The organism is Mucilaginibacter sp. P4_A11, from assembly GCF_056402535.1.
On sequence record NZ_JBFUHE010000026.1, the window covers coordinates 36156 to 62707 of the forward strand.

Here is a 26552-nt window from a genome sequence, read left to right on the forward strand (position 1 = left end):
TTACAACAATGAAAAATAAATTTAAATATTCCGATGCCGATCTTGTAGTATTTGACCAGGTGATGGATGAATACGGATGGATCGTATATGAAGATGCCCTGGATGATGCCTTCGTTGACGAAATAAGAGACTCATTGGTACCTGCATATGACGTAAGACGCAAAATTCAAATCGCAAATGGCATAGGCGACAATATGAACGGTACGCTGCACCACCTGGTTGAACGTGAAAGATTTTCATTAAAGTTTCTTGAACGAAAATACTGCGCAGATCAGATCAATCATTTTTTAAAAGGAAATTATATTATAAACTCATTGGGGGYTGTTATCAACTTAAGAGATGAAAAACCATATGTTCAGAACATACATCGGGATATAAGAAGTTTCACCGGAGATTTCAAAATGATGATCCAGATGATGATCGTATTAGATGATTTTACTTCTGAAAACGGATCAACTTATTTTTTATCCGGCTCTCATAAAAGCGATGACAAGCCGGAAAGTGATTCCTTTTATAAAAACGCTGACCGTGCCAATACCAAAAAAGGCAGCATCATTTTGTTCGACTCCAATTTATGGCATGCCGCCGGTAAAAACTATACCGATGCAACAAGGCGGACACTAACCATGGCTTTTACGAAACCATTCTTTAAACAGCAACTTGATTACCCAAGATTTTTAGGATATGAATTTGGCGAAGGGTTGAGTGATGACTTGAGGCAAATATTGGGCTATAAATCCCGTGTGCCGGAAAATCTGAATGAATACTATCAACCCGTCGAAAAAAGAATGTACCAACCAGGTCAGGGTTAAATTCAAATCACTTAAACTCCGCTTCAATTGTCAGTATTGTTTAATCTTTGATTTTAAAATCAGCTGATAGCTAACAACAGTGTTACACTTGTGTTATAAGCTAAAAATAAAATCATGGATCTTAAACTTAATGATAAAACAGCACTTGTAACGGGATCAACAGCCGGCATTGGTTATGCTATTGCGAAATCATTGGCTGGTGAAGGCACTGCAGTATATGTAAATGGGCGTAACCAAACTAAAGTTGATGAAGTTGTAAAAAAGTTGATTACCGAAACCGGTAATAATAAAATCAAAGGTATTGCCGCCGATTTTTCAAATATTCAACAAGTTGAAGCTTTAATAACTCAATTGCCTGAGGTTAATATCCTCGTAAACAATGTTGGCATTTTTGAGYCGAAACCATTTGCCGAGATTAGCGACGCTGATTGGTTGAGATTTTTTGAAGTCAACGTATTAAGCGGGGTGCGATTGTCAAGGGCTTATTTCAACAAAATGATCAGTAAAAACTGGGGCCGTATTATTTTTATCTCCAGCGAATCGGCCTATCAGATCCCCGAAGAAATGATCCATTACGGAACGACCAAAACCGCCCAGATTGCTGTGGCTCGTGGTTTAGCCGAACTCACCAAAAATACTGGTGTTACTGTTAATACCGTTTTACCCGGGCCTACTTTATCTGAAGGTGTGGGCGATTTTATAGACGCTTTAGCAAAAGATCAGGGCTTAAGCAATTCGGAAGTAGAAAAGGAGTTTTTCACCAATGTGCGTGGCACGTCATTAATAAAACGCTTTATAACTACAGATGAAATTGCCAACCTGGTTACTTATGTTGCAAGCCCCTTATCGGCAGCAACCAACGGCGCAACTTTAAGGGCCGATGGCGGTGTTATAAAAACGGCATTCTGAAGTTTTAAGAAAAATAGCATAAAAAAATCCCGGTCAGGTGAAATACCCGGCCGGGATTTTTTTATGCTATTTAAACTACAAATGTTTTGTAGTATCTTTTTTGGTGGTATCGGTTTTAGTCGTGTCTGTAGCGGCAGGTGCGCTTTGACTTGTTGAATCCATTTTTGTGGTATCAGACCCATCGCCTGCTTTTTTTTCTGAACTGCAGCTGGCCGCAATAGMGCCGATCATTGCCGCGACAAGTGCGAAACTTAAAAATTGCTTTTTCATAGTTATTTGCTTTTGATTAAATTATCAATTTATGTTTGAACCATATGATAAACCAAACTTTGGACTTATTGTTTACCTGCAATTTGGGATTTATCATCTTTTTATTTTTAAACATCGGTCAATTTGATCCACATTTACGGCTCATTATTTAATTTTTTCCGATATTTAAGCGCTATGGTTATATCCGAAGGATTATTAAAGTGGGTAATGCGCTTCTACCCCCCTCTCCTTTTCCAGCGGATCTGGGTAGTTAAGTTCAGCAAAGGATACCGTGGCGTTAAAGTGAGGATCAGGAAAAGTTTCCTTAACAAAAATTACAACAATTCAATTTTTGGCGGCACACTATTTTCGGCTGCCGACCCGTTTTATCCCCTGCTCTTTTATCAAATATTTAGCCACAAAGGCTATAAATTGACGGTTTGGTCAAAATCAGCAAGTGTAAAATATACCAAGCCTGCGGCAACAAATTTATTTTTTAATATTGAGCTGACGGATAGCGATATAGCCGACGCGGAGCTCATTTTAAATACTACCGGTAAATTTATTCGCTTCTTCCCTATTGACATTTACAATAAAGATGGCGAAATATGCGTATCCGTCATGATTGAGGTTTATGTACGCAACTTAAACTTTATTGATACTACTATATAACTTATACTGATGACTGTAATTATGAATGACGAAGCTTTTGAGAAAAAAGGCTTCATGATCTCAACCGATAAAAACCTGCTTAATGTTGATGTTATTTATGATTACCTTAATAATGAATCGTACTGGGCAAAAGGTATCCCAAGGCAAAAATTAGCCAGGGCCATTGAAAACTCCATGTGTTTTGGTATTTATTTAAACAACGAACAGGCAGGCTTTGCACGTGTAGTTAGCGATAATGCAACGTTTGCCTATATCTGCGATGTATTTGTTTTGCCTGCTCATCGTGGCAGGGGGCTTTCTAAATGGCTGGTACAAACCATTGTTAAACATCCCGATCTGAAAGGTTTAAGGAGATGGTCGTTAGCTACTAAAGACGCTCACAACTTGTACAGCCAGTTTGGTTTTTCGCCTATTTCCCGCCCGGAAACATGGATGGAGATCTTTACACCATATATTAAGCCCTAATAATTAATGAACAGGCTATGAGCAGAACAAACGTTAAGAAGCTAATTTTTGAGGGTGAAAGCGTAACAGTCGACTTTAAAAAAACGATAACAAGCTGCGAAAAGATAGCCCGCACAATGGTGTCGTTTGCCAACAACAAAGGCGGTAAATTACTTATTGGCGTTACTGATGATGGCACGATAAAAGGTGTAAAATCTGACGACGAGGAACGTTATATGATTACCAAAGCGGCACATCTTTTTTCGCGCCCTGCCCTTGAACCTACTTTTGAAGAGGTATATTTTGATGATAAATTAGTATTGGTTGTTGACACCCCTGCAAGCGAACTAAAGCCACATTATGCCCTTGCCGAAGATGGTAAATGGTGGGCTTATGTGCGTGTGAAAGATAAAAGTGTATTGGCCAGCAAAATTGTACTGGAAGTTTTAAAACGCTCATCAAATGATCAGGGTGTTTTAATTGAGTATTCTGACAATGAAAGAACATTGCTTGGCCATCTTGAAAAGGCAGGCCGCATTACCATAAAAGAATGCAGCGAACTGCTTAAAGTTGGTCGTCGTCGTGCTCAAAACGTACTGGTCGACCTGATATTGTCAGGAATCATCAAGATCAACACTACCGAAAAGGAAGAATATTATACAGCCTGCTGACTTTTGTGTGTGCCCAAATGGTTACTTTTGCGCTCCTGTTGCCTGAGTAATTATGAGAGCCGTTTACCAAAAATACAAACCTTATTATCTTGAAAGCCTTAAACTGGCTATCCCGGTAATTATCTCAAACGTTGGGCATACGGCTGTACAAATGTCTGATACCATCATTGTGGGCCATTTTGCAGGCACTGTTTCTTTGGCCGCGGTATCAACAGTAAACAGCCTTTTTATGGTTCCGCTGGTTATTGGTATGGGCATCTCTTATGGTTTAACACCGCTCATTGCTCAAAATAATGGCCGGAAAAATCATAAAGAATGCGGGCTGTTACTTTCCAATAGCTTATTCCTGAATATCCTGAGCGGCATTATCCTGTTTTGCGGGATTTACTTCGGCACCATGTTGCTTATTGGCCATCTTGACCAATCGCCCGAGGTGGTGAAAGAAGCTAAGCCTTATTTATTCCTGCTTAGCCTGTCACTGATCCCCTTACTTATCTTCAATACGTTTAAGCAGTTTGCCGAAGGCCTGGGCTTTACCAAGCAAGCCATGATGATATCTATCTGGGGTAATTTGATCAATATTTTATTGGGGATAATTTTTGTTAAAGGTTTGTTCGGCATACAACCAATGGGCATCAGAGGTGTGGGTTATAGTACCCTTATCGATCGATGTTTGATGGCTACCGTGATGGGGATCTATGTTTTCCGGTCGAAGAATTTTAAAACCTATTTAACAGATTTTGCCATTAAAAATATCGACAGGCTGCGCGGTATTCAGATCATGAAAATTGGCGCGCCGGTTGCCATGCAATATACTTTCGAGATCAGTGCCTTTGGTGGAGCTGCCTTACTTGTGGGTACTATTGGCGTGGTTGCACAGGCAGCACACCAGGTAACTATAACCATGGCTTCCATGACGTATATGATGGCAAGCGGTATTGGTGCGGCTGCAGCCATTAAATCAGGTAACTATTTCGGCGTAAGTGATCACCGCAATTTAAGGCTTGCAGCTATTTCCAATTACCATATCGTATTGCTGTTCATGAGTTTTACCGCTGTCATATTTGCGTTAGGTAGACATCTTTTACCATGGATAATTACTTCTGATGAAGCTGTAATAACAATTGCATCACAGCTACTTATCATTGCAGCATTCTTCCAGTTATTTGATGGAGCACAAGTTGTTGGGCTTGGGGTGTTAAGGGGAATGGGCGATGTAAATATCCCAACCGTGATCACTTTTCTGGCCTACTGGGTAATTGGTTTACCTGTTGGTTACCTGCTCGGTATTAACTTAAACCTTGGTGTTTACGGGGTTTGGTATGGCCTTGTGTTAGGATTGGGTGTAGCGTCGGTACTATTATTTGCACGTTTCAATGTGCTTAGTAAAAGTCACAAGATCAAACCGGCAATACCGATAATAGTCAAAGATTAAAAATAAAGGTCGATAGCCACTTTAAAGGTATTGCAATGTGCCTCAACAATATCTTTTATTTGTGGCGAATAACCGCCTCCCATACTTACCTGTACTGGTACGCTTTGTTTATTGCATTGTTCAAAAACAAATTGATCGCGGGCTTTGCAGGCTTCTTTGCTTAATGAGAGCTTACCCAATTTATCAGTAGCTAAAATATCCACCCCCGAAAGGTAAAAGATGAAATCAGGTTTCTGTTGTTCGATTAATCGCGGCAGCGTTGTTTTAAGAATGTCAAGGAACTCATCATCGCCTACGCCGTCCTGCAAAGGAATATCCAAATCAGAGCGCTCCTTTCTGTAAGGGAAATTATTGGCTCCATGCATAGAGAAAGTGAATACCCTTGGCTCGTTTTCAAAGATCTGGGCAGTGCCATTGCCCTGGTGCACATCTAAATCAACTATTAAAATAGATTTAGCTAACTCGTTATCCAATAAATAATTAGCAGCTATTGCCTGATCATTCAACAGACAAAAACCTTCACCCCAATTACTGCCTGCGTGATGAGTCCCTCCAGCTACATTGAAAGCAACTCCACTTTCGAAAGCATACCTGCAACCATCAATTGTACCTTTTGCAATCATTATTTCCCGCTCCACCAACCGGGCGGATAAAGGAAAGCCCGTACGACGTTGTTCTTTTGGAGGCAATGTGAGATCGCGGAGCTGATGCCAGTAATTTTCATCATGAGTACTAATGATGATATCTTCTGCCAGCAGATCAGGAGAAAACAAGTTGTCCTTGCCTATCACGCCTTCATGCAATAGCTGTGCGGGGATCAGTTCGTACTTCAGCATCGGAAAGCGGTGACCTTCGGGCAGCGGATGGGCGTATATCGGATCGTAAGCTATCTTAAGCATAGCTTCTATCCTATCAACTCCCCTACATGTCTCTGGATATTCTCACAAATGCTATCCAATGGTAAATCATTAGCATCACGGCCAAATGGATCCTCAATTTCTTCGGCCAATAGCTCAATACTCGCAAAAACAAAAAGCACAAAACAGATCACCGGAATAATAAAATACTTCAGGTCAAAAGCCCAGGTGAACGGCAGGGTCATGATATAGGTGAAGATAAACTTCTTGATAAATACATTGTACGAAAACGGGATAGGTGTTTTCTTGATACGCTCGCAAGCACCACAAATATCTGTAAAAGAAGTAATTTCGGCAGTTATGCTAAACAATTGCTCCGGGTTAATTATGCCTTCTTTGTTTAACCGGTAAATATTTTTGATCATTTCAGAAGCAACCTGGTTGGGCACATGCTTCAGGGCATCAATGCTGATAAACGGCTGTTCTTCGGGAACGTATTCGTCACGCAAATGATCACGCAATGTCCGTGCGTAACGCGGGATTGCATAATTGAAAAAGGCAAGATCATCTTCACTAATGAGATGCTTTAGCTTGATGGCGAGGTTACGGCTATTATTAACTAAACTCCCCCAGATCTTACGCCCTTCCCACCAGCGGTCATAAGCCGAGTTAATACGAAATGCCAGCAATAAGGAGAATACAAAACCTATTGTCTGATGAATGTAAATCACCTTTTTTAGTATGCTGGTATCGGGCAACTGCCAAAAATCGATCAGGAAATAAGTAACAACACCGGCATACGCGCCTACCGCGATCATAAGCGGAAATAGTTCACGCAATGTTTCGGCCTTGTTTATTTTAAAAATGAATGAAAACCATTCTTTGGGATTGTAATAAACCATATCTCTTTAAATTTAAACAGCTTTTAATGCATCCGCCATCAAACCAGCTGTCTTGTAAACATCTTCAAAGGTATTGTAAAGTGGCACAGGACTCAAACGGATCACATCGGGTTCGCGCCAGTCGCCAATAACGCCGTTTTGTGCCAGATAGTTAAAAATCGCCCGTGCATTTCGATTGCAAACTACCGAAAGCTGGCAGCCGCGGGTAGCCGGATCTGCCGGAGTAATGATCCTGTAAACCTCCTGGCCTTGCTCATGATTGATCTCTTGAATTAAAAACTCCAAATAGCTCGTTAAACGAACGCTTTTTCCCCGAAGGATATTTAACCCGCCTGCATCATCAAAAATCACCATAGAGGCTTTAAATAAAGCGAGAAGCAATATTGGACTCGTGCTAACCTGCCAGCCAGCCGCCCCAACTTCAGGATCAAAGCCCGGAGCCATCAGAAATTGCTTATCCCGGCGGTAGCCCCACCAGCCGGCAAACCTGTTCATCTCCTTGTCTGTAAAATGCTTTTCGTGTACAAAAATGCCACTTATCCCGCCAGGCCCGGAGTTCATATACTTGTACGAGCACCAGCATGCGAAGTCTGCACCCCAATTGTGCAGCTGCAAAGGGACATTGCCTGCAGCATGCGCCAGATCAAAACCGGCATAAGCCCCTGCTGCATGAGCCGCATCGGTTATCGCTTTAAGATCGAAGAATTGTCCCGTATAATAATTGATCCCACCAAACAACACTAAAGCCAGCTCATTTTTATGTTGATCGATAGTGCGGATGATATCTTCAGTCCGTAATGTAACCTCACCCTCCCGCGGAAAAATCTCAATTATCGCATCTTTTGGATCAAGACCATGGAACATTACCTGGCTTTCCATAGCATATTGATCCGAAGGGAAAGCCCCTCCTTCCATGATAATTTTAAAACGCTTATCATTTGGTTTATAGAAACTTACCATCAATAAATGAAGATTTACTGTAAGTGAGTTCATTACAGTAACTTCATTTTCCTGTGCGCCAACAATGCGGGCAATTGAGCCGGTAATTGATTTATGATAGTCAAGCCAGGGGTCGTCTCCCTGAAACCAACCTTCAACGGCAAGGTTTTTCCACGCGTCTAATTGATCGGCAAGATATTGTTGCGCCGATACAGGTTGCAAGCCGAGCGAATTACCGCAAAGGTAAACTGCATCTTCACCGTTGTGCGTTGGGATTAAGAAGCGGCTTCTGAAATCCTTAAGCGGATCCTGCTCATCCTGTTGCCGGGCAAATGCCAGATCGTTTTGATAGTTCATACGCCAATATTACAAAATAGGAACCTTATTTATTGGGCTTGCTTACGTAAATATTGCCTTTTACATAGAAACGATAAGGCAACAAGGCATCTTCGGCAGCATACGCTACCCCTATCCTTGGGCCCGCTTTTATTTGCTCATCAGAAAAAGTTAAACCACGATCTTCAAGCCATATAGTATCACTTTGCAGACTAAAAGCATTGATATTGCGCGAAATCCCTAAAGCTTTGGCTACCGAACCGGGACCCGCCGTAATATTTGGTTTAAGCGCCAGCATATTGCGGCGCGCCTGCATAGCTTCTATACCATCAGTAGGCTCAATGGCCCGGATAAGGATTGCCTGCGGATGCCCTTCGCTTGAGGTAACGATATTAAACATTTCATGAATGCCATAACAGAGATAAACGTAAGCAATACCGCCTTGCATGAACATGGTTTTAGTCCGGGGTGTAATTCGATTACCGAAAGCATGCGACGCTTTATCTATGACACCATTATAAGCCTCTGTTTCAACAATATATCCGCCGGTAATTACATCATCAATACAGGTAAATAAATACTTACCTAACAGATCTTTACTGATGCTCACCACATCGTTGCCCAGGTAATAACTTTCGGGTAGCTTCATTTTTTTAGGATTCCCTTCAATAATTTATTAATCTCTTTTGCCTTATCAAAGATCATGATATGCGTACCACCCTTAACAATGGTAGCGCCTTTTATTCTTTTATAATCAAATACCAGGTCTTTATCGCCGATGACATGATAGAGATTTGGTGGGATAGTTTCGTTCTTCCAATGTAAAATGGCGTACATGGCCCATTTAATAAATACCGGCGATGACTTTTTGAGCATATCGCTGAATAACCATGCATCCTCCTTGCTCATATGACCAAACAAAGGTTTAACCATGAAACCCATTGAATTAAATATTTTACCCGGAATTATTTTGTAAACAGGCAGCGTGCGGAAAAGCTTAAAATACCCTGGCGCCTCATCGCTGGTTTTAATACTGGAGATCAGGATAACCTTTTCTACCGGTATAAACTTTGCCATTTCAACAGCAATGATGCCACCTAAAGAATTGCCGACAAGCACAGAATTAGGCTTGATATTATATTGATAAATAAGCCTTTGTGCATAATCAGGTAAAGTGTCGTTTAAGTCAGGTTCAACCCAATCAACAGTAATTACCTCATGTTCATTAAGGTTGATATTATTGTAGACACGGGTGTCGGCGCCGAGACCTGCGATCAGATAGATCCTGCTCATTAAAAATTAACAAGCTTTACAATTTGCCCAAGATACTGCGCATCGGTTTCGTTGAACTGATCCAGCAATTCACTATCCACATCAAGTACCGCCACTACTTTATCGCCTTTAAATATCGGCACTACGATCTCCGAGCGCGAAAGTGAACTACAGGCAATGTGCCCTGGAAATGCCTCAACATCGGGTACAACCAATGTTTTAGCCTGCTGCCATGCTGCGCCGCAAACACCTTTCCCCAAGCCAATGCGGGTACATGCTACGGGACCTTGAAATGGCCCTAACACCAACTCGTTTTCTTTAACCAGGTAAAAGCCCACCCAAAACCATTTAAACTGCTCTTTTAAAGCAGCCGCAACATTGGCCATGTTGGCCACCAGATCAGGCTCGCCATAAAGCAAAGCCTCAATTTGTGGGATAAGCGTGGTATACTGTTCGGTTTTATCGGTTGATGCGGTAATTGTTAAATCCTCTGCCATGTTACAAAAGTAAGGATGTAGTGTTGAAAGTAAATAAGACAAATATCATATTTAATCTTTTATTTAGCATCTGCATGATCGTTAGCCTCACTATAATCCGCTACCGCAAACTGTTTATTCCTTTTGCCCTATTGGCTATGGCTATTCATCGCCTCCCCTTGTTAACGCAAAAAGGATGCAGCTTTTACAAGCTTCTGGGCTCGGGAAAAAACGGAACCTTTGATCTTGAACCCGACTGGCAGCAATGGGGCTTATTGGCCTGCTGGGATAGCCGCGATGATTTTGATACATTCTACAACCATTCGTTTGTGTCTTCCTGGTGGAAGCTATTAGGCACTGAAAGCTGTACTATACTTTGTCAGCCGCTGCAAAGCCATGGAAGCTGGGATGGAAAAGAACCTTTTGGCAAGCCGGCCGTAAGCGATAATAGCGGCCCGGTTGCGGTACTTACACGCGCAACTATTAAAGTTAGCAGGTTAAAGAATTTCTGGGCTAATGTAGATACCGTTGCAAATATGATGACATCCGCTCCCGGGTATATAAATTCATTTGGCGTTGGCGAAGCGCCGGTATACCGGCAGGCTACATTTTCTGTTTGGGAAAGCATGGATCATGTAAAAGCTTTCGCCTATAAAAGCCCCGAACATACCGAAGTAATAAAAAAGACAAGAAGCGAAGGCTGGTATAGTGAAGAGTTATTCGCACGGTTTAAACCGATTGCCAGCTTCGGCACCATCCATGGAAAAGACCCATTAAACGGATTACTGGATAAATAAAAAAGACATGAGAATTATTGCAGAACTCCCGCACCCCGATTTCAAGATCTCTATCCTGAATATGAACAATAAATTTATTGTGAAGATAGAGCAGGGCTCCCTTGAGCAAAGTTACAAGATCCCCGAGATGGATTTAACCGATGGCGTTAACAGTGTTTTCGAATTACTTGACGAAGAATTTTTGAAGAAAATAACAGTCCGGTTCAATGATATGCGTGCTGATTACAAGGATGCATATTTCAGATATAACTATTAAGCTAATCAATGCAAGTAACTAACAATTAGGCACTTATAAATAACTAAAGCCTTAAACAGAATTTAATTTGGCAAATTGATTACCTCTTGAGCGGCACTGATTTTGCCATTTGATTATACTTAAATAAAATATTAAGATTTATTAATTTAAAATACTGGTAATTAGAATACTTATATAATCAAACAAAATTTTATTCTGCGTTGAATTTGGCAAAATAAACAGAAAGCTAAGCCAATAACAGGTCGCAATACCAAAATCCGGAAGGTTTTAAGTCGGCAGTCGAAACACAGGAATCATCAGCGTTTTTAGGCGCGGCGTATTCCTTCAAAATCTTTACTCCAGTTTTGTATTCTATCTCGTGGGCAAAGATTGGCCCTTTAAAAGTGAAGGTATGAAACTCCCCGTTCTCGCCGCATACATCAACATCATCGGGTAAAACATCAATCAGTTCGCGGGTAATTTCTTTTCCAACTATCCTTTCCAAACGCTGCTGGGTACAGGCTATCACTGTTCCGAAACCGAGATTTAAAAATTCATTTATAAGTTCAGCTGTATCCCGTTTCCATAACGGATAAATCCCTTTAAGACCGACTTCACTTAACCGTGCGTCGCGATAATCTTTAAGGTCCTGTAAAAAGATATCGCCAAAAATGGAATGGGTTATGCCCTCGTTTTTGAAACGGGTTAAATGATAACGCATCACCTCGTCATATTCTTTCATCCCAGGCATTTCGGGCAGGCGGATCTGGTATAAAGGAATACCGATAGCTTCGGCCTGTTTGATCAGTAACTCTGTTCTTACACCATGCATCGAAATTCTGTCGGCCGCATCATTAATAGTGGTTACAAGATAAGCGATCTCAATCTCCGGGTTTTGCAGACAATAATATAAGGCGAGGGCGCTGTCTTTACCGCCGCTCCAGTTGAAGATGCACTTCATATTTAATTTGTGATTTAGGGCGTTAGCGAATTAGTGATTTAGTGATTTAATCTTTCAATAATTGATTCACCAATGCCGGTACACCAACTGTAGCTTTCTCCTGGATCTTAATTACAGGCCCTTTAACATTTACCGAAGGGATATTAGGATCGATAATATATTTCGGCGCTTCCCGGTCAACGTAACCGATCAGCCCGGCTGCCGGGTAAACTGCCAGCGAGGATCCAACGAGGATAAATAAATCGGCACCAGCACAGATCATAGCTGCCGTTTCTATCATTGGCACGGCTTCACCAAACCAAACTACATGCGCGCGCAATTGCGAGCCTAATTCGCATTTCTCTCCCATTTTAATTTCCCAGCCATCGATGGGATAAGTAAGCTCAGGTTTAATACTTGATTGCGACCGGGTGATGATCCCATGCAGGTGCACCACATTGGTTGAGCCCGCCCTTTCATGCAGGTCATCTATATTTTGGGTAACGATGGTCACTTTATATTTTTCTTCGAGCGCGGCAAGCGCGTAATGGGCCGCATTGGGTTTTGCCTCCAACACAGATTTACGGCGCTCGTTATAAAACTGCTGCACCATAACCGGGTTATGTTCCCAGGCTTCGGGTGTGGCAACGTCTTCAATATTATACCCCTCCCAAAGTCCATCGCTGTCCCTGAAGGTTTTTAAGCCGCTTTCGGCGCTGATCCCGGCTCCGGTTAGTATTACTATATTTTTCATATTGATTTGAGTAGACAGGCTGGATAGGCCATAAAAAAAGCGGATCGTTTTTCAACAATCCGCTTTAAATTTAAGTTCATTTATCTTATAAAGCCAATTGCTTTTTTTCCTGCAGAAAAGTGTACTTGCTCTTAGCCAACTCAAAACCGCCAAAAAGTATCGCACTGAATACTAATGTACCAAGCGCCATATTGCGCTCAAAAGGGATTGCTTTAACCAACGATTCGCCATAACCTGATAAGGTATGCGGATAAAGTGTACCATATAACCAAGGCAGATCTGTAATTAACCAATGAATTAAAACAGCTGCAATTGAACCTAAAAGCACATTGATAACATTTACTTTCTCAAGCAAATTACCTACCAGCACCATCAAAGCAAAACATAAGTACACCCATGCGGCACCGCCGTACCATAAAGTTAACTTTGAAGTATACAGGTAATTAATCACGATATCAGTTGTGAACAGTGTAAGCAATACTGTTGCATAACCCTTCCATTTCGATGTAAAATAAGCACCGCCAAACAATGCAATAGCACCTACCGGGTTAAAATTGCTCAATTCCTTATACTTAAATGCTAAAAGCCTGAAAGCGGCAGCAACCAGGATCATCAGGATCAGGAACAGGTTGCGGTTGGTGTTATCTTTTGCGGTCATGATTTTATATATGGCGTAAAATTACTTAATAATATCTGAACAATAAAAATTACTAATTGAACTGATACCGCGCACCAAGCATGAAGTTGATACCGCGTGTGTTGTATCCTAACCAGTCTACGTACTTAGTATCCAAAACATTGTTCAGGTCGCCAAAAACATTCAGTTGTTTGGTGGCTTTGTATTCCAAATGCAGGTCTACCAGGTTATAATGCTTCAGCGTAATCACTTTTGATGGATAGGTTGAAAAGTCCTGATCGGTACGGCTACCTGTATATTTGTAATTAACGCCAAACTGCAAGTTAGCTAAAACCTCGTAGTTTACGTTAGCACCAAAAGTACTCTTTGGTCTGCGGTACAGATTGCTTGTTTGCAAGCCTGTTTCGTCAGTAAGTTTGCCGGTTACATATGCGTAGTATACAGATGCGTGTATTTTGTTAGCATGATATTTTAACTCGGTTTCAAAACCTTTGTCTTTTTGCTCCTGCCCGTTTTTATAGAAAGAATCATAAGGTGGCTGCGACTCAGAGAAAAAGTAGATCACATCTTTTGTATTGCGCTTAAAAAACTGTGTATTAAATGAAAGCTCGTTCCTGACAATTTCCCAGTCAAAACCTGCTTCATATGATGTAGTGATCTCAGGGTTTAATTTGGGGTTGCCATATTGCGAAAACAACTGGTATAATGAAGGCGACCTGAATGCCGAGGCTATTGTACCGAAAATCTTAAACTGATCGGCAAGGTACAATGACGGGTTTATAGTATAGGTAAACTTATCGCCGTATTTGCTATGATTGTTATACCTGCCACCTAACTCCATATGGAAGATATCGTATTTAAAAAACAACGATGTATACGCACTGAATATGTTATTGGCAGCATCACCGGCTTTGATAATGCTCGGTGCCCCCTGATAAGCGGTTGATTCAAACAAGCTATACTGGCTGGTGTTACTGTATTTAAAGCCTGCGCCGCTGGTAATATCCAGATACTTATTCAACTCATAGTAAAACACAGCTTCGGCGTTGGTTATACGGCCTGTGTTTTTCGTAACCTGGTGGGTTCCGCCATTATCAGATGGCAGGTTATTAAAATCGTTCTGAACTGTATTTTGCGACAGGTTCACATTAAGGTCACCTTTAGGTAAGATCCATTTTGCACCTACACCGCCAAATAAGAAGGTGTTTTTGTAGGTGTAATCGTTATCATTTGTAAAAGCGCCATATGGCAGATCGCCGGTGTTATGGCTTACCTGCAAATTTCCGTTCAGGATAAATTTAGATGATATGTTTTGGCTCAGGTTTACACTGGCAGAGCGTTGATGAAAACCATCTTTCTTAAAACCGCCTTTGCCTGTGGTATCTGTAGCTGCTGCAAAACCTTTTGAATCGGTATTTGACAGATTAATGGCTATGCCTGTATTTTTTACCTGTCCAATTAATGATGCCGATTCTTTAAACGTATTATAGCTGCCGCCCATTAACTGCAAGCCGCCGGTTAATCCCTGCTCTTTAGCCTTTTTGGTGATGATATTGATAACACCGGCTACCGCGTCGGAGCCATACAGTGTTGAGCCGCTTCCTTTTAAAATTTCGATATGATCTATCAAATCCACCGAAAAGGCATTAAGATCATAACTGCCGTCTATACCGGATGCATTATTTACCGGGAAACCATCAACAAGGATAAGGGTATTACCCGATGATGCCCCGCGCAGGAAAACTGATGTACTGATTCCCGGCGCGTTGTTCGCTCCTGAAAATGTTATGCCTGCAACATTATTTAGTAATTGAGGCAATGATTTGCCTTGGGATTTATTGATCTCATCGGCAGAGATAATAGTAACAACCCGACCAATATCTGACAGTTTTTTAGGCGAACGGCTTGCAGTTACTACCACCGTATTTAATGTGCGTGTGGTATCCTGCGCGTATGCAGCATTGGCCGATAAACCAACTGCTAATAAGCCGAAACCCAAAGTAATTTTAGCGTACTTTTTTTCCATGTATGATTGATATGTGTAAAATAATAATGCAGCCTGAATAGCATACACGGAAATGAGCAAAATGAAAACACGCCAATTGAAGAGCATTCACATTCAAGCTTCAATCCCCGAAAGCTATGAATAACATATAATGCCTTGGCAGGTCTTCTGACTTACTCCCCATTTGCCTGGCCTTCCCTCCTGTTTTCAGAAAGTGACTTTATAGATTTGGCAACGGTTACGGAGCTTACAGCTGCGGGACAGTTACGGACTTACACCGTATTCCCTTTTAATTCATTAAACAATTTTAATGAAACCTAAAGCGCTGCAAAAGTACAATAAGTATCCGTTAACCTCAAACTACATAGCTATATTTATCAGGATGAAACATTTCTGTATTTTATTATTGATGATGAGTGCCTTTTGCGGTTTTGCCCAGGGGCCTGACACTGTTTTTCTGAGAGGATTACTAAATAGCCATCTGCAGCTATTTTCGGGTATCCTGAAGCATCATACACAAAACGAAGTACAGATCTTATATACCCGGATAGACAGGGACAAAAACAATGTTCCCCATTTTACTTCATACAGTTATCGCCTTAATGCGCAGCATTATTTTTACCCGGCAAGTACCGTAAAGCTTCCAACAGCCATATTTGCGCTTGAAAAACTAAACGAGCTAAAGGCAAAAGGCTTAAGCCGAAAATCGGTTATGATTACTGACTGTTCATTTGCCGGCCAAACTAAAGTCAGGACAGATACATCATCCGCAACAGGTTTGCCAAGCGTCGAAAACTACATTAAAAAGATCCTTCTGGTAAGCGATAACGATGCCTATAACCGGCTATATGAATTTGTAGGCCGGGCGGAGATCAACCAAAAGCTTAAAAAATACCATCTCAATCATACACGTATTGTAGGAAGGTTAGCCATCGGCGATGCCGGTGAAAGTACAAGGCACACCAATCCTGTCGATTTTTACGACGCTGATAAACTGGTTTATCACAAACCGGCGCTATATGATGCTTTGAATTATCCTATGCTCCTGGAAAATATGCTGCAAGGCAAAGCTTATTTAGATAGCAGCGACCGGATGGTTAATAAACCGCTCGATTTTTCTGAAAAGAACGTTTATTCCCTTGCCGATCAGCAGATCGTACTTAAACGATTGCTGTTCCCCGAAGCTTTCCCGAAGACACAGCGCTTTAATTTAGAGCAGGATGACTATCGCTTCATTTACCGTTACATGAGCACCTTCCCTACCGAAAACACTAAACCCACTTATAACCGCCCCGAATATTTCCCTGCCTATTGCAAATTCCTGTTTTATGGAGGAGACAGTACAGCTGTTATCAGCCCCTATATCAGGATCTTTAATAAAGTTGGTGACAGTTATGGTTACGATATCGACAATGCCTATATTGTAGATTTTAAAAACAAGGTGGAGTTTATGCTCAGCGCCGTTGTGCAATCAAATGAGGACGGGATACTGAACGATAATAAATATGAATACGCTACTGTGTGCCTGCCTTTCCTGAAAAACCTTGGCCAGGTGATATATCAATATGAATTAAAACGCCCTAAAAAGCGCCTGCCCGATTTAACTAAATTTAAATTTACCTATAGCAAAAAGCAATAAAATTCACTTTAAGCAAACTTAGTAGCACCAATAGTGTTTTAAAAACGATAACTATTTAAAAACCTATGGCAACTACAATAGTAAAATATACCGACAACTTCCCCGTACTTTATGGTGATGACCGCATAAACCTGAATTGGCCCGAGCGCGTTAGCTCTATAGCAGGTGGCATGAAGCTCGGTTTTTCAGGCTTTAAAAACATTTTTAAAAACCCGTTTGCGAGCATCGTGAAAATAGGTGCAGGTGGTTACCTGTTAAACCGGGGCATTACCGGGCATTGTGAACTTTACAAACGTATTGGCAAGTTATCAACCAATCCCATAAATGTAAATATCCGCTCCTCGTTCATTGTAAATAAACCAAGGCAAAAAGTATATGAATTTTGGCGCAAGCTGGATAACCTGCCGTTGTTTATGAAACACCTGGAAAGCGTGGAGGTCATCGACTCAAAATATTCGCATTGGGTATTGAAATTACCTAAAAATGTAGCAACAGTTAGCTGGCATGCCGAAATTGTTCATGACGAACCTAATGAAATGATCGGCTGGAGCTCATTGTCCGATTCCATGATCAACAATGCCGGTAAAGTACGGTTTCAGGATACTGTTGACGGAGATGGGACCATTGTTGATGTGGTGATCAGCTATCAGCCTCCGGCAGGCGGCGTTGGCGCAGGTATAGCTAAAATACTAAACCCTGTATTCAAAAATATGGTTGATAAAGATATCCAGAATTTTAAGCAGTATATGGATATCAATAATGATGCGGATGAATTTACCGAGGTGATTATAATTAAATAATCGTAGCCCCTTCATTAGGCAGGCAATACTTTTGTGAGGACACAAAAGCCGGGGAGATAAAACAAAAAAGGCCGCAAATTGCGGCCTTTTTCTTGCATTGATAATGCGATATTATTTTACTGCATCAATTACGGCTTTGAAAGCATCAGGATGATTCATTGCTAAATCAGCTAATACTTTACGGTTTAAACCGATTTCTTTTGCTGCTAATTTACCTATTAATTGAGAGTATGAAATTCCGTGCTGACGGGCACCAGCGTTGATACGTTGGATCCATAAAGCTCTGAACTCTCTCTTTTTGGTTTTACGGTCGCGGTAAGCGTATTGTAAACCTTTTTCAACTGTGTTTTTTGCAACGGTGTAAACCTTGCTACGTGAACCCCAATAACCTTTGGCGAGGTTCATGATCCTTTTCCTGCGTCTTCTCGACGCTACTGCGTTAACTGAACGTGGCATCTTTTTTGATTTTTGGTAGTGAGTGCCTGCATCTCGTGTGCCGGACTTAAAACTCTAATACCTGGTTTTTAAAATTTGTGAATTACTTTCCGATACAAAGCATACGTTTTACGTTACCCATGTCGGCATCAGATACTAAGCTGGTTTGACCAAGGGCACGCTTACGTTTTGTCGACATCTTGGTTAAGATGTGGCTTTTGTATGCGTTCTTTCTTGCGATTTTACCTGTTCCAGTAAGCTTGAAGCGCTTTTTAGCACTGGAATTGGTTTTCATTTTTGGCATAACTCTATTTATTTGTGTTAGATATTAACGTTTCTCAACGTTTTACTTTTATGGTATTTGCACGTTTATGATCCGCGCAGATACACATGTTAATCTTATTTTTTTGCAGCTTTAGGCGCAAGGGTTAAAAACATCCTTTTTCCTTCAAGCTTAGGTAATTGCTCTACTTTACCTACTTCTTCTAATGCCTGGGCAAAGCGAAGTAACAAGATCTCACCTTGTTCTTTGTAAACAATGGCACGACCTTTAAAGTGTACGTAAGCTCTTACCTTTTCACCGGCTTCCAAAAACTTAATGGCATGCTTTAATTTAAATTCAAAGTCATGGTCATCAGTATTCGGTCCGAAACGGATCTCTTTAATAACCGTTTGCTTGGCATTGCTTTTTATCTCTTTAAGCTTCTTCTTCTGCTCGTAAATAAACTTATTATAGTCAGTTACTTTACAAACCGGCGGTACGGCGTTTGGAGATATTTCAACCAGATCCAGTTCCTGCTCTTGCGCAATTGCAAGGGCATCTCTTAATGAGTAAACTCCCTGCTCAACGTTATCACCTACAAGGCGAACTTCCTGAGCCCTAATGAATTGGTTTATGTTGTGTTCGGCTTCTTTTTTCTTAAAAGGAAGCCTTGGTCCTCTATTGAAAGGTTTGTTTAATGCCAAGTTATACTGTTATTTCTTTAGTTATCTGTTCTTTAAAATCTTCAATGCTCATACTTCCCAAATCACCGGTACCGTGCTTACGTACAGAAACCAACCCTTCGGCAGCTTCTTTTTCGCCTACAACCAGCATGTAAGGGATTTTTTTAACTTCAGCATCTCGTATCTTTCTGCCTATTTTCTCGTCCCTGAAGTCGATTAGCCCGCAAATATCGGAATCTTTTAATATATCAGAAACTTTTTTTGCATATTCTTCATATTTTTCTGATATGGGTAGTATAATGAACTGTTCGGGCGATAACCACAGCGGGAAATTACCTGCACAATGCTCAATTAACACCGCTATAAAACGCTCCATTGAACCAAACGGCGCCCTGTGGATCATCACCGGGCGGTGCTTTTGATTGTCGCTGCCTGTATATTCAAGTTCAAAACGCTCAGGGAGATTGTAATCAACCTGGATAGTACCCAATTGCCATTTACGGCCAAGGGCATCTTTCACCATGAAGTCAAGCTTAGGGCCGTAAAACGCAGCCTCGCCTAATTCCACAACAGTAGTCAATCCTTTTTCCGCAGCTGCTTCAATGATCGCGCTTTCGGCTAAAGCCCAGTTTTCATCTGTACCGATATATTTTGCCTTGTTTTCAGGATCACGTAATGACACCTGCGCAGTATAGTTTTCAAAGCCCAAAGCTTTAAACACATATAACACCAGGTCAATCACTTTTTTAAACTCATCCTTCACCTGGTCCGGACGACAAAATAAGTGGGCATCATCCTGAGTAAAGCCACGTACCCGTGTCAAGCCATGCAACTCACCACTTTGCTCGTAACGGTATACTGTACCAAATTCGGCAAAACGGACCGGCAGGTCTTTGTATGAACGTGGTTTAGTTTTATAAATCTCGCAGTGATGCGGGCAGTTCATCGGTTTCAGGAAAAACTCCTCGCCTTCCTGCGGTGTTTTTATCGGCTGGAACGAATCGGCACCATATTTTTCATAATGGCCTGATGTTACATACAGGTTTTTATGACCGATGTGCGGAGTAATTACTTGCTCGTAACCGGCTTTAACCTGTGCCTTTTGCAAAAAGTTAACCAGGCGCTCACGCAAAGCAGTGCCTTTAGGTAACCACAATGGCAAACCCATGCCTACTTTTTCAGAAAAAGCAAACAGTTCCAACTCCTTACCTAACTTGCGGTGATCGCGCTTTTTAGCTTCTTCGATCATGTGCAGGTATTCAGTAAGCTCGCTGGCTTTAGGGAAAGTAACACCGTATATACGGGTTAATTGCTTGCGTGTTTCGTCACCACGCCAGTATGCACCGGCAAGGCTCATCAATTTAACCGCTTTTATAAAGCCTGTGTTAGGGATGTGAGGCCCGCGGCACAGATCAGTAAAATTTCCTTGCGAATAGAATGTGATAGCGCCATCAGGCAGGTCTTTAATCAGATCCAGCTTATACTCGTCTCCTTTATCAGTGAAATATTCAATAGCATCAGCCTTGCTCACCGGTTTGCGGATGTACTCCTCTTTGGTTTTTGCAAGCTCGATCATTTTATCCTCGATCTGCTTAAACTCGTCAGAAGATAAAACCTTGTCGCCAAAGTCAACATCGTAATAAAAACCGGTTTCAATTGCCGGACCGATACCGAATTTAGTACCCGGATAAAGGGCTTCCAAAGCCTCGGCCATTAAGTGGGCTGATGAATGCCAAAAAGTTGATTTACCGTCAGCATCGTTCCAGGTTAATAATTTAACGTGGGCGTCCTGCTCAATGGGGCGGCTTGCGTCCCAAACCTGGCCGTCAACTTCGGCCGCTAATACGTTACGGGCTAAACCTTCGGAAATCGACTGGGCGATTTGCATGGAAGAGATCCCTTTGTCATACTGACGAACTGATCCATCAGGAAGTGTAATGTTAATCATCTACAACTATGATTTAAAGTTTAATAAAATTACGTTTAAACGGTCACCTACAAAGTGACCCTCATTTTGTGGGTACAAAAATAGAATTTTAAATAGCATTTAGCATCATAGCATTTTCAAAATTTTATTCGATGATTTATAAAGGAATTGACGCATCTAAACAGAAACGGGGTATTCTTATTTCCGCATAAATTGGAAACACGAATACCCCGCTTTGCTTATACTAACTAAGCCTATTTAAAGGCTTCGTTTGAAGGATTTGAATTAACCGAGGTTTCCTTAACCTTAAACTCAATTGGCTGCCCAACAAGGGTAGTTTTTATAGAGAACGGAATTTTTATACCTCCGTTTATGCCTTCATAGTTACCAAATTCAACAGACAGATCATTTGCCCCCTCAATAGTTTGCTTAAGCTTTAATCCTGTTTTTTGGCTGTAGTAATTATGAATGTGAATCTCGGTGCCTATATTAACATCAATCTGGTAAGCGAGATCTCCGTTTACAACACGTAATATCGGCTGTAGCGCGATATTTTGATTTATCCGTTCATAATCAAGCTCAGGAAACGGCCGGCTTTTAAGTTTGATCATTTTTTTAGCCGCATCATCAAGCTGTACATCCCTGTTTACCTGTTTGGCCTTTACACTATCGCCGTTGAGCGTTACGTGAGATACCACCAGGTTGTTATAGGAAGGCACCATTGCTTCCTGATAATACTTGTCGGGCATTTTGTACCGTGTTACCAACTGCACCTCGGCGCCTTGTATATTACCTGTTGCCGATGTTTGGAGGTCGCGAACATTCTTCAGCTTATCTGCACCGCCTATGGCATCTAAATATGCTTTGATAACACTGCTGGCAGTTGTGCCCTGTGGTATCGGCAATCCACTGTATGAGTTATTTTCGGGATTAACATCGGGCAGAGTATGATCGGGATCGATAGTGGCATAGGCTATTTTCGAGGTCGATTTGTATGGGAAAGCCCAGGTATCACCCCGTTGCCAGATCTCTGCCGGAAGTTTTACGGTACCTGTCTTCCCATTCTCTTCCTTTATAGATATGGTTACAGGGAGAGCCATCTCTTCCAGGTTTTCAATAGTGATCATAGCTCCTTTGGAGGCATCGTTATCAGTGTATGAAATGTCTTTTATACCCTGATCAACTTTCCAGGTGGTAAAAAACCACTCATTCCAAAACCAGCTCAGGTCTTCACCGGCAGCATTATCCATGGTATGAAAAAAGTCCCAGGGGGTTGGGTGTTTAAAAGCCCAGCGTTTGATGTAGGTTTTAAAAGCGTAATCAAAGCGCTCTTCGCCCAAGATCTGTTCACGTAAAATAGTTAATCCTAAAGCCGGTTTTTCATAAGCCGCAACCGCTAAAAAATCCTCCTGTATCACATCAGGCACGTTCATAATAGCCTCCGCACCGGGGGCGAATAAATAGCCGGCGCTTTTTTGCTGATCAGGCTTTTCATAATACTCGCCTTTGTTAAATACTTTAGTATCAACATTGTTCAGGAAAGTATTAAAGCCCTCATCCATCCAGGCATATTTACGCTCATTTGAGCCCACAATCATCGGGAACCAGTTATGGCCAAACTCATGGTTAGTAACCTCCCACAAGCCTCCGTTTTGATTATTTGAGCCACAAAATACAATCCCCGGGTATTCCATCCCTCCCACTATACCTGCCACATTGGTAGCGACAGGATAAGTGTACTCAAACCATTTATCACTATACAACTCTATGGCAGCCTTAACATACTCGGTTGAACGTCCGTAAGAGTTATTTCCTTTAGCTTCCACCGGATAAACGGATTGCGCCAGCGCTTTTTTTCCGCTTGGCAAATTGATTCGTGCGGCATCCCAGATAAATGCTTTTGAAGCTGCCCAGGCTACGTCACGGGCATTTTTGCAAAAGAAATGCCAGGTAAGGGTTGGCTTTTTCGGATAATCGCCGTTGTGTAAAATATCAGTTGAATCCTTAATGGTAACCGTTTTGTCGCTTTTACGCGCTTCGGCCAAACGGTTTATTGTTGCTGGTGATAACACTTCAGCAGGGTTAAGCAACTCGCCCGATCCTGCTACAACTAAACTTGCAGGCGCAGTAATGGTATAATCAAAATTACCATACTCCAGGTAAAACTCGCTTGCGCCGAGGTATGGTATCGTGTTCCAACCCGTCACATCGTCATACACTTCCATGCGCGGGTACCACTGCGCTATTTCATAGATCCAGCCATTTTTAGTATGCTGGCGCCCCATCCTGTCGGTACCATATTCAGGAACATCGAAACCGTACTCAATTTTTATCTGCAATTTACTCCCGGCCGCGCGTAATGAGTCCTTCAGTTTAATTTGCATACGGGTATCGGTTATCAGGTAATCGGCTTTAAGGGTTTTGCCTTTGTTAATGATATAGACTGATTTTATCTCCGCCCCTTTGGTGTACGATTTATTTGCGAACCTGCCCCCCGAAACGTTGCTTGTAGCTTCGGCACGTGAATCTTCCTTATATATATTCTGATCAACCTGGAGCCACAAAAAGCCTAACGCATCCGGACTGTTATTGGTGTAAGTAATTAAAGTACTGCCTTCTATTCTGTGTTTAATTGTATCAAGGGTAACATCAAGCTTGTAATCGGCACGGTTTTGCCAGTACTTAGCGCCTGGTGCACCGCTGGCCGACCTGAATTCGTTCCCTCTTTCAGGATAAAACAGGGGGTTAAATACTTTGTGCTGATCATACTTAGGGGCTGCCTGATCTGCATTTTGTGCATTTACTTCACCGGCGTAAAAGCCTAAAACCAATAACAATGCGGCTTTGTAGAATTTCATTAATTGTGCTTTAATTGTGAGGGAAAGATATTAAAATATATTTGAGTTGAAACGTAATTGCTTGGTTACGTAGTATCCGCCGTGTTTTTTATAGTAATAATGAATAAACTGTTTCGTTAAATACGCCGTTGATACATTGTTGCAAACCATTCCCTATTTTTTATATTTTTGCGGATGATTTACGGCATACACCGTTAATCGCAGCCCAATAAATGAATATATCAGTTGTAGTACCTCTTTACGATGAAGTAGAGTCGTTACCGGAATTAACCTCGTGGATTAGCCGGGTAATGGATGAAAACCGTTTTACTTACGAGATAATTTTGGTTGATGATGGCAGCAAGGATGGATCATGGGAAATGATCAGGAAGCTGCAAACAGGCAATCCTTTTATCAAAGGCATTAAATTCAGGCGTAATTACGGTAAATCTGCAGCTTTAAATACGGGCTTTATTGCCGCCAAAGGTAACGTGGTCATCACCATGGATGCCGACCTGCAGGATAGCCCCGATGAGATACCGGAACTTTATCGCCGGATAACCGAAGAAAAATACGACCTCATTTCGGGCTGGAAAGCAAAAAGGCACGACCCGTTGAGTAAAACCATACCAACCAAGCTATTCAACGCCGCCACCCGTAAAATGAGCGGAATTAACAACCTGCATGATTTTAATTGCGGTTTGAAAGCCTACCGGGGCGTAGTAGTTAAAAACATTGAAATTTATGGCGAAATGCACCGTTACATCCCTGTGCTGGCTAAATGGGCTGGTTTTACCAAAATTGGTGAACAGGTTGTTGAACACCGTCCCCGTAAATACGGCAAAACCAAGTTTGGTTTAAGCAGGTTTATCAATGGTTTCCTGGATCTGCTTTCGATATTTTTTGTAGGCAAATTTGGGAAGCGGCCAATGCATTTTTTTGGCTTGCTGGGTACGCTGAGCTTTTTTACCGGTTTTTTTATAACCGTTTGGATCATCAGCGAAAAACTATACAATATAGCACACAACCTTAAATATAGGGATGTAACCACAAATCCGCTGTTTTACATAGCATTGGTAGCTATCATATTAGGTTCCCAATTATTTTTAACCGGCTTTGTTGCCGAATTGGTATCGCGCAGCGCAAGTGAACGCAACCATTACCAAATTGAGGAAACAATTTAATTGAATGTGCAGATATGCAGATTTCGGATGTGCAGATGAAAATAATAAAAACATCTGGCACTATTGAATCAATCTGCACATTTGAACATTTGAAATTTGCACATCTATCTACAAAACATGTTTTTTTCCATCATTATCCCTTTATATAACCGCCCGCAGGAGATCAAAGAACTGCTGGAAACTTTAACCCTGCAAACGTACAGGGATTTTGAGGTGCTGGTTATTGAGGATGGTTCTGTAAATGATGCTGAAGCAGTAGTAAATACATTTACCGATAAGCTTAATCTGCGCTATTTTAAAAAGCAGAATGAAGGCCAGGGTTTTACCCGCAACTTCGGTTTTGAGCGTGCTAAAGGCGACTATTTTGTAATTTTTGATTCGGATTGTTTGATCCCTCCTACCTATCTGGAGATTGTAAATAACTCGTTGACTACAAATTATCTTGATGCCTATGGTGGGCCCGATGGTGCACATGACTCTTTTACACCCACACAAAAGGCCATTAGTTATTCCATGACCTCTCCCTTCACAACGGGCGGCATTCGCGGTAATAAAAAAGGAATCGGCCAATTTCATCCGCGCAGCTTTAATATGGGCGTTTCAAGGCAAGCCTGGGAAAAAGCAGGTGGTTTTATCATTACCCGCCTCGGCGAGGATATCGAATACAGCATCCGCATTCATTCACTGGGGTTTAAGATCGGACTCATCCCAGATGCCATTGTTTTCCATAAACGGCGCACTAATTTTTACCAATTTTATAAACAGCTGCACTTTTTTGGCAGGGCACGCATCAACATATCTAAGTTTTTTCCGCAGGAATTAAAGCTGGTTCATTTTTTTCCGGCAGCCTTTACAGTGGGCGTTATCCTTACTATTATTCTAAACCTATTTAGCTCTGTATTAGCACCGATAGGTAATTTTATACTGTTGATTTTCACTTTGTTAATATTTTTCCATGCGTGGTGGAAAAATAAATCGTTAAAAATCGCATTTTTGAGCATTATAGCTGCCTTCACACAACTTATTGCCTACGGGTTAGGATTTATACAGGATTTTTGGAAGCGGAAAGTTTTAAGTAGATCATAAGCAATATGTACCACCCTTTTTCTGTAGCGGAAACTATTAAAACCGCATGGAATATTTTAAAGAAGAATTTTGTGCCGTTGGTGGTTTATTCAGCTATATCACTATTCGTAAATGAATTCCTGGAGTTTTTAAAAACGTTCATCTTCTTCTCAGATGACATGCTCACCCAGTTCATTTTTTTGATGTTGCAGATGATCGTACAGTGTTTTATCGGACTAAGTTTTTATAAACTGATTCTGACGCTAATGGACAGGGAGTATTACGAATTTGAATTTAAGGATATCCTGCCATCCTTTAAAATGACCTTAAACTTTGTGATCATTGGCTTTTTAACAGGTATTTTGGTAGCTATTCTCG

29 protein-coding genes and 1 riboswitch are annotated in these 26552 nt (G+C 41.4%); of the genes, 13 read left to right on the forward strand and 16 right to left on the reverse strand.

Annotated features, from left to right (window positions below):
- Positions 1-8: 8 nt before the first annotated feature.
- A complete protein-coding gene (locus tag AC1DUD_RS30055; RefSeq protein ID WP_477381467.1) occupies positions 9-812 on the forward strand; it encodes a phytanoyl-CoA dioxygenase family protein in 804 nt (267 codons plus the stop codon).
- 114 nt (positions 813-926) lie between these two features.
- Positions 927-1721, forward strand: a complete 795-nt coding sequence (locus tag AC1DUD_RS30060; protein ID WP_477381469.1) for an SDR family NAD(P)-dependent oxidoreductase — start codon at positions 927-929, stop codon at positions 1719-1721.
- Between the two features lie 75 nt (positions 1722-1796).
- On the opposite strand, the gene AC1DUD_RS30065 is transcribed toward AC1DUD_RS30060, so the two are convergent.
- Positions 1797-1991 carry a hypothetical protein gene (locus AC1DUD_RS30065; protein ID WP_477381471.1) on the reverse strand — a complete coding sequence of 65 codons (195 nt, stop codon included), beginning with the start codon at positions 1989-1991 and terminating at the stop codon, positions 1797-1799.
- A gap of 207 nt (positions 1992-2198) precedes the next feature.
- Between AC1DUD_RS30065 and AC1DUD_RS30070 the strand changes: the two genes are divergently transcribed.
- From AC1DUD_RS30070 to AC1DUD_RS30085, 4 genes are read left to right on the forward strand one after another with little or no spacing between them, the layout of a single operon-like run.
- The gene (locus AC1DUD_RS30070; protein WP_477381473.1) at positions 2199-2642 is read left to right on the forward strand and encodes a DUF4442 domain-containing protein; all 444 of its coding nucleotides are present in this window, start codon (positions 2199-2201) and stop codon (positions 2640-2642) included.
- Between the two features lie 9 nt (positions 2643-2651).
- Positions 2652-3107, forward strand: a complete 456-nt coding sequence (locus AC1DUD_RS30075; protein ID WP_477381475.1) for a GNAT family N-acetyltransferase — start codon at positions 2652-2654, stop codon at positions 3105-3107.
- Positions 3108-3124: 17 nt separating this feature from the next.
- Positions 3125-3757 carry an AlbA family DNA-binding domain-containing protein gene (locus AC1DUD_RS30080; protein ID WP_477381477.1) on the forward strand — a complete coding sequence of 211 codons (633 nt, stop codon included), beginning with the start codon at positions 3125-3127 and terminating at the stop codon, positions 3755-3757.
- Between the two features lie 52 nt (positions 3758-3809).
- A complete protein-coding gene (locus AC1DUD_RS30085; protein ID WP_477381479.1) occupies positions 3810-5192 on the forward strand; it encodes an MATE family efflux transporter in 1383 nt (460 codons plus the stop codon).
- Here AC1DUD_RS30085 and AC1DUD_RS30090 read toward each other — a convergent pair.
- Genes AC1DUD_RS30090 through AC1DUD_RS30115 form a run of 6 tightly spaced genes read right to left on the reverse strand, consistent with a single transcriptional unit; the run spans position 5189 to position 9995 of the window.
- Entirely contained in the window at positions 5189-6091 is a 903-nt protein-coding gene (locus tag AC1DUD_RS30090) for a histone deacetylase family protein (protein WP_477381481.1), read from the reverse strand. The genes AC1DUD_RS30085 and AC1DUD_RS30090 overlap by 4 nt on opposite strands.
- Positions 6092-6096: 5 nt before the next feature.
- The gene (locus AC1DUD_RS30095) at positions 6097-6951 is read right to left on the reverse strand and encodes a bestrophin family protein (protein ID WP_477381483.1); all 855 of its coding nucleotides are present in this window, start codon (positions 6949-6951) and stop codon (positions 6097-6099) included.
- A 12-nt stretch (positions 6952-6963) separates the two neighbouring features.
- Positions 6964-8247, reverse strand: coding sequence for a kynureninase (gene kynU / locus AC1DUD_RS30100; RefSeq protein ID WP_477381485.1), 1284 nt, complete (start codon positions 8245-8247; stop codon positions 6964-6966).
- A 25-nt stretch (positions 8248-8272) separates the two neighbouring features.
- Positions 8273-8875, reverse strand: coding sequence for a DNA-3-methyladenine glycosylase (locus tag AC1DUD_RS30105; RefSeq protein WP_477381487.1), 603 nt, complete (start codon positions 8873-8875; stop codon positions 8273-8275).
- Entirely contained in the window at positions 8872-9519 is a 648-nt protein-coding gene (locus tag AC1DUD_RS30110; RefSeq protein ID WP_477381489.1) for an alpha/beta hydrolase, read from the reverse strand. The genes AC1DUD_RS30105 and AC1DUD_RS30110 overlap by 4 nt, the downstream gene beginning before the upstream one ends.
- Entirely contained in the window at positions 9519-9995 is a 477-nt protein-coding gene (locus AC1DUD_RS30115) for a GAF domain-containing protein (RefSeq protein ID WP_477381491.1), read from the reverse strand. The genes AC1DUD_RS30110 and AC1DUD_RS30115 overlap by 1 nt, the downstream gene beginning before the upstream one ends.
- Positions 9996-10069: 74 nt before the next feature.
- Between AC1DUD_RS30115 and AC1DUD_RS30120 the strand changes: the two genes are divergently transcribed.
- Both AC1DUD_RS30120 and AC1DUD_RS30125 read left to right on the forward strand, forming a co-directional pair.
- Positions 10070-10771 (forward strand): DUF3291 domain-containing protein, encoded by a 702-nt coding sequence (locus tag AC1DUD_RS30120; RefSeq protein WP_477381493.1) that lies wholly within the window; start codon positions 10070-10072, stop codon positions 10769-10771.
- A 7-nt stretch (positions 10772-10778) separates the two neighbouring features.
- Complete coding sequence (locus tag AC1DUD_RS30125; protein ID WP_477381494.1) at positions 10779-11027, forward strand: hypothetical protein; 249 nt, start codon at positions 10779-10781, stop codon at positions 11025-11027.
- Between the two features lie 226 nt (positions 11028-11253).
- Here AC1DUD_RS30125 and AC1DUD_RS30130 read toward each other — a convergent pair whose 3' ends face one another.
- The 4 genes from AC1DUD_RS30130 to AC1DUD_RS30145 form a co-directional block, all read right to left on the reverse strand.
- Positions 11254-11967 carry a Dph6-related ATP pyrophosphatase gene (locus tag AC1DUD_RS30130; protein WP_477381496.1) on the reverse strand — a complete coding sequence of 238 codons (714 nt, stop codon included), beginning with the start codon at positions 11965-11967 and terminating at the stop codon, positions 11254-11256.
- A 46-nt stretch (positions 11968-12013) separates the two neighbouring features.
- Positions 12014-12700, reverse strand: a complete 687-nt coding sequence (locus AC1DUD_RS30135) for an SIR2 family NAD-dependent protein deacylase (RefSeq protein ID WP_477381498.1) — start codon at positions 12698-12700, stop codon at positions 12014-12016.
- Positions 12701-12785: 85 nt separating this feature from the next.
- Entirely contained in the window at positions 12786-13358 is a 573-nt protein-coding gene (locus AC1DUD_RS30140) for a DUF6580 family putative transport protein (RefSeq protein WP_477381500.1), read from the reverse strand.
- 52 nt (positions 13359-13410) lie between these two features.
- Positions 13411-15363: a TonB-dependent receptor plug domain-containing protein gene (locus tag AC1DUD_RS30145; protein ID WP_477381502.1), complete on the reverse strand. Its 1953-nt coding sequence runs from the start codon at positions 15361-15363 to the stop codon at positions 13411-13413.
- A gap of 120 nt (positions 15364-15483) precedes the next feature.
- Positions 15484-15679, reverse strand: a riboswitch (cobalamin riboswitch).
- Here AC1DUD_RS30145 and AC1DUD_RS30150 point away from each other — a divergent pair.
- Positions 15653-16981 (forward strand): serine hydrolase, encoded by a 1329-nt coding sequence (locus AC1DUD_RS30150; RefSeq protein ID WP_477381504.1) that lies wholly within the window; start codon positions 15653-15655, stop codon positions 16979-16981. (Overlaps the previous riboswitch by 27 nt.)
- A gap of 65 nt (positions 16982-17046) precedes the next feature.
- Positions 17047-17781, forward strand: a complete 735-nt coding sequence (locus tag AC1DUD_RS30155) for an SRPBCC family protein (RefSeq protein WP_477381506.1) — start codon at positions 17047-17049, stop codon at positions 17779-17781.
- A gap of 111 nt (positions 17782-17892) precedes the next feature.
- On the opposite strand, the gene rplT is transcribed toward AC1DUD_RS30155, so the two are convergent.
- The 5 genes from rplT to AC1DUD_RS30180 all read right to left on the reverse strand — a co-directional run bounded on the left by rplT (position 17893) and on the right by AC1DUD_RS30180 (position 23946).
- Positions 17893-18237 carry a 50S ribosomal protein L20 gene (gene rplT, locus AC1DUD_RS30160; protein ID WP_076369188.1) on the reverse strand — a complete coding sequence of 115 codons (345 nt, stop codon included), beginning with the start codon at positions 18235-18237 and terminating at the stop codon, positions 17893-17895.
- An 82-nt stretch (positions 18238-18319) separates the two neighbouring features.
- Positions 18320-18520, reverse strand: a complete 201-nt coding sequence (rpmI, locus tag AC1DUD_RS30165; RefSeq protein ID WP_090525627.1) for a 50S ribosomal protein L35 — start codon at positions 18518-18520, stop codon at positions 18320-18322.
- Positions 18521-18615: 95 nt separating this feature from the next.
- Complete coding sequence (gene infC, locus AC1DUD_RS30170; RefSeq protein ID WP_090525629.1) at positions 18616-19182, reverse strand: translation initiation factor IF-3; 567 nt, start codon at positions 19180-19182, stop codon at positions 18616-18618.
- A 1-nt stretch (position 19183) separates the two neighbouring features.
- Positions 19184-21109: a threonine--tRNA ligase gene (thrS, locus tag AC1DUD_RS30175; protein WP_477381508.1), complete on the reverse strand. Its 1926-nt coding sequence runs from the start codon at positions 21107-21109 to the stop codon at positions 19184-19186.
- 233 nt (positions 21110-21342) lie between these two features.
- On the reverse strand, positions 21343-23946 hold the full coding sequence (locus AC1DUD_RS30180; protein ID WP_477381510.1) for a M1 family metallopeptidase: 2604 nt from the start codon (positions 23944-23946) through the stop codon (positions 21343-21345).
- A 212-nt stretch (positions 23947-24158) separates the two neighbouring features.
- Here AC1DUD_RS30180 and AC1DUD_RS30185 point away from each other — a divergent pair, with 212 nt between their 5' ends.
- From AC1DUD_RS30185 to AC1DUD_RS30195, 3 genes are all read left to right on the forward strand, one after another.
- Positions 24159-25109 carry a glycosyltransferase family 2 protein gene (locus AC1DUD_RS30185; RefSeq protein ID WP_477381512.1) on the forward strand — a complete coding sequence of 317 codons (951 nt, stop codon included), beginning with the start codon at positions 24159-24161 and terminating at the stop codon, positions 25107-25109.
- Positions 25110-25226: 117 nt separating this feature from the next.
- Positions 25227-26195 carry a glycosyltransferase family 2 protein gene (locus AC1DUD_RS30190; RefSeq protein ID WP_477381514.1) on the forward strand — a complete coding sequence of 323 codons (969 nt, stop codon included), beginning with the start codon at positions 25227-25229 and terminating at the stop codon, positions 26193-26195.
- Between the two features lie 5 nt (positions 26196-26200).
- On the forward strand, positions 26201-26552 hold a 352-nt coding region (locus tag AC1DUD_RS30195), incomplete at its 3' end, for a hypothetical protein (protein WP_477381516.1).